This window comes from Schwartzia sp. (in: firmicutes), from assembly GCF_978017985.1.
Genome location: NZ_CDXDFU010000025.1, coordinates 1 through 3,554, shown reverse-complemented (window position 1 = coordinate 3,554; position 3,554 = coordinate 1). Strand labels below are relative to the sequence as shown.

Sequence of the window (3,554 nt, the reverse complement as noted above, 5' to 3'; positions counted from 1 at the left end):
GCTTCACGGAGCTTCTTCACAACGTCGTCAATCTCAATCATGGTGGTTGTCATGAGGGCGCTGAGTCCGACGATATCTGCCTTTTTCTCAATGGCTGCTTTTACGATATCATCACTGGGAACGTCCTTGCCAAGGTCGATAAGCTCAAAGCCGCTGTTTCCTACGAGGGCACCGACGATGTTTTTTCCAAGGTCGTGAACGTCGCCCTTGACCGTAGCAATGATGAAGGTGCCGAGCTTTTCTGTGGTTTTGCTGGGAGCAAGGCGCTGCAACTCGTTGAAGGCTGTACGCATAGCCTCTGCGGAGAGAAGAACCTCAGGCAGGAAGATACGTCCTGCGCCGAAGTCGTCGCCCATGTCGTTCATTGCGTCCGTAAGTCCGTGCTCGGTGATGTCATTCGCGGAGATACCGGCGTCGAGAGCCTTCTTTATAAGCTCGGGCATTGCTTCCTTTGAACCTTCGGTAACGGCTTCTTTTATTTCAGCAAGGATTCCCTCAGGGGAGTCTTTGGGAGCTGTTTCCTTCTTTACAGCTTTTTCCGTGTTAGCGGACATGAACTGCGTTTTGATTTCGCCCTTTGCCTGCATGGTCTTGCTGTAGAGGCGTCCGTTGGGGTCTTTTCCGAGAAGTGCGGAGCTTGCGAGAAGGGCAAGCTGCATATCATCGTTGTAGGGGTTCATGATTGGCGCGTCAAGTCCGTGGGACAGGCACATTGCGAAAAATGTGCTGTTGATGAGAGGTCTTGACGGCAGACCGTAGGAGATGTTGCTGAGGCCCATTGTTGACGGGTAGCCGAATTCCTTACGGTAAAGGTCGAGGGTACGGAGTGTCTCCGCGCCTGCTTTGGCATCAGCCGCTGCAGTCATTACAAGGGCATCAAGGAGGAAATCTCCGTCACCGAGGCCCTGCTCCTTTGCGGCCTTGAGTATGCCTCGCATAGCTTCGATACGCTTGTCTGCCGTTTCGGGAACGCCCTCAGCCGTGATAGGCAGGCAGAGGATTGCCGCGCCGTATTTTTTTGCAAGAGGCAGGAATTTCGCTATACGCTCAGGCTCCGCGCTGACGGAGTTGATGAGCGCACGGCCCGGGTACAGGCGCAGACCTGCTTCCAATGCTTCCGCGTCGCTGGTGTCGATTGCCAGCGGAGTCGTTGTCATCTGGGCGATTTCCTTGATGGCGCGTCTCATGGCAGCAGCCTGGTCGATTCCTGCCACGCCCATGTTCACGTCGAGAACCTTTGCTCCTGCCTTTGTCTGCTCAAGGGCGTCTTTTTTTACTGTGAGAAGGGAGCCTTCCTTGATTTCCGCGGCGAGCTTTTTGCGTCCTGTTGGGTTGATGCGTTCTCCGATAAGTACAGTCGGGAGGGAGGCGTCGATTTCAACTGTCTTGCTGCGGCTGGTGAGTCGGAGCATTTTTTTGACAGGTTTTCTTACTGCCTCAGTGCATTTTGCGGCAGCCTCGGCAACTGCACGGATATGCTCAGGGGTTGTTCCGCAGCAGCCGCCCAGATATGTGGCGCCTGCTTCAATGAGCTTCGGAGTCCAGCTTGCGAAGTCCTCCGGATTCATCGGGAAGATGGTTTTTCCGTCAACGAATTTCGGAAGGCCTGCGTTCGGCTGAACACTGATGGGTTTATCTGTATTCTCTGCGAGAGTTTTTACAACCGGGAGAAGCTGCTCAGGGCCGAGGGAGCAGTTTACGCCGATAATGTCCGCGCCCAGGGCGTCAAGTGTTATTGCCGCCGTCTGCGGGTCTGTACCCGTGACTGTTCTGCCGTCCTCACTGTAGGAAAGCTGGCAGATGACGGGGAGATTTGTCGCGTCCTTTGCGGCGATGAGAGCCGCACGTGTCTCCTGTATATCAATGGAGGTTTCAATGAGAATATAATCCGCGCCGCCTTCGGCAAGTGCAGAAGCCTGCTCGTAGTAGTTCTTGTATGCTTCCTCGAAATCAAGGTCTCCAAGAGGCTCGATAAAACGTCCCGTGGGGCCCATGGAGCCGGCGATTTTGGCCTTGCCCTCCACGGCTTCCTTTGCAGCCTTTACCGCGGCAATATTGATTTCGCGTACCTTGTCGGAGCAGCCGTAGTGCTCCAGTTTAATACGCGTAGCGCCGAAGGTATTCGTCTCTACAATGGTAGAGCCTGCTTCAACGTATGCGCGGTGAACCGCCTTGATCATTTCGGGGCGTTCAAGGTTTACAAGCTCAGGACATTCGCCGGCTTTAAGCCCTGCGGCCTGCAGCATTGTACCTGTTGCGCCGTCAAATATATGTATCATGGATATGATCCCTCATTTCTATGGTGGTGTTATGTTGTATATATAGCGAATAAAACTATTATAACGCATTCGCTCCAGTTTTGACAAAGGCAAAACTTACTTTATCAGTGTCTGGTCTTAATAGGAAAAATCTTATAATGAGCCTATAATATGAAAGAATATAAAACGGTAACTTCATTAGTATAGGGCAAAGAACTAAAAAACGGATAAATGTTTCACGTGAAACATTTATCCGTTCCTGTTATTGATGATAGTCCGTCGGAATACGCAGCCCTGTTTTTTGCAGGAGGCGCAGCCGCGAATATCTGATGGTATGCTTCCTTCGCTTGGATATAATCCGATAACAGCGGTGATTGATTTTACCGGAGACAGCATCTTTGCTTCGGTAAGTTGGATTCCTATTTGCTCTCCGTGGCACAGGGGGAGAACATCTGCCTGGGCTTCGATGGGCCAGTCTCCATACCCCGGAGAATAACGCCAATGCATTTTATACCCCTTTGCCGCTGCCTTGGGCGTAAGTATATGCTCAAGAGCGTCAGCTGTCTGCTCAACTGCGGCAGTTGCAGCCGCATCGAGAAGCAGCCCATGGGTATATTCGTCCCTTTGAAAGTATTCGCTGATTTTATCTTCAAGGGTATGACCTATCGTAGCAGAAAGACAGATTATTTTTTCTGCGCCGCGCAGATGAGCGCCTGCAGTTTCGCTTTCAATGTGGAAGGTTTTTTCTCCATGAATAATAATCTGCTCCTTGCAGTTATAATCATAAAGCTCCCAAAATCCTTTTGGTTCGATGTAAAGGAGTGCTTCGCTGCGGGCAGCTTCGAGACGTTCCTCGCTGAAGACGACTTTTTGCAGGCCTGCGTAACGGCGCATTTCGTTGATATTGATTTGTTCAATTCGTGCGTTATATACCGGCATGCTTAAAGCCTCCTTTGCATGGAATGGGTAAGTAAATGTTTCACGTGAAACATTTTGAAAGACTTCGTGATGAGGATATTGTATCATATTTTTAGAGAAAGAGAGGCATTCTTTTTTAGAGGTAACAAGCGCAAGATTTCTTTTTACTATTTATTCTTGACGGGGCAAAGCTCCGTCGCATACTAAATATGGCATTAAGCTGTTTGGTGAAATCTGTCAAAATAATTAAAGAGGAAATCACTGATGAATATGGTTTCATATTTTAATGAGGTATAATACCCAATCATTTAATTTTGCCTTTGGCAAAATTTGAACAATTGCGCTATAATAATATAAGTTAATTCTGTGTGATATCTC

The 3,554-nt window shown here is 49.5% G+C and carries 2 protein-coding genes; both read right to left on the bottom strand.

The annotated features are described in order from the left end of the window. On the bottom strand, positions 1-2,279 hold a 2,279-nt coding region (locus ACY69O_RS01070; protein ID WP_462331621.1), incomplete at its 3' end, for a homocysteine S-methyltransferase family protein. Positions 2,280-2,507: 228 nt separating this feature from the next. Continuing rightward, the gene (locus tag ACY69O_RS01065) at positions 2,508-3,197 is read right to left on the bottom strand and encodes a methionine synthase (protein WP_462331620.1); all 690 of its coding nucleotides are present in this window, start codon (positions 3,195-3,197) and stop codon (positions 2,508-2,510) included. Positions 3,198-3,554: the final 357 nt, after the last annotated feature.